General features: G+C 25.8%; 1 protein-coding gene. It reads right to left on the bottom strand.

The genetic code is table 11. The annotated features are described in order from the left end of the window. Positions 1-341: DNA adenine methylase (locus ACYVTD_RS18440; RefSeq protein WP_461249046.1), on the bottom strand; the 341-nt coding region annotated here is incomplete at both ends.

Here is a 341-nt window from a genome sequence, read left to right as displayed (position 1 = left end):
CTTTGTAATTATTTTTTTTAATCCAATCATGCAATAAAACATTTTTTTTATCCTTGTGTGTTAGTACGTTTGATAAAGCAAATTTTATTTTTCGTTTGTCTAAATTATATAAAATGTCCAAAAGTTTTTGCTCTTGTTCCAAATTCCAACCTGTAAAGCCCCGTCTGCCATCATTATAGGTTCCAACTGTTATTAAATAAGGCGGATCGCAATATACAAAATCGTTCTTTGTTAACTTAGAAAGATCAAATTTATCAAAATCTTTTTTGGAGAAAACAATTTTTTTATTCTTTAAAACTTTAATAAAATTAAAAAGATTTCTCTTGATATTTTCGTTGTAG

The sequence above is a fragment of the Treponema sp. R6D11 genome (assembly GCF_054786075.1).
The sequence above is the reverse complement of the archived record's forward strand: the minus strand, read 5'-3'. Positions and strand labels throughout refer to the sequence as shown.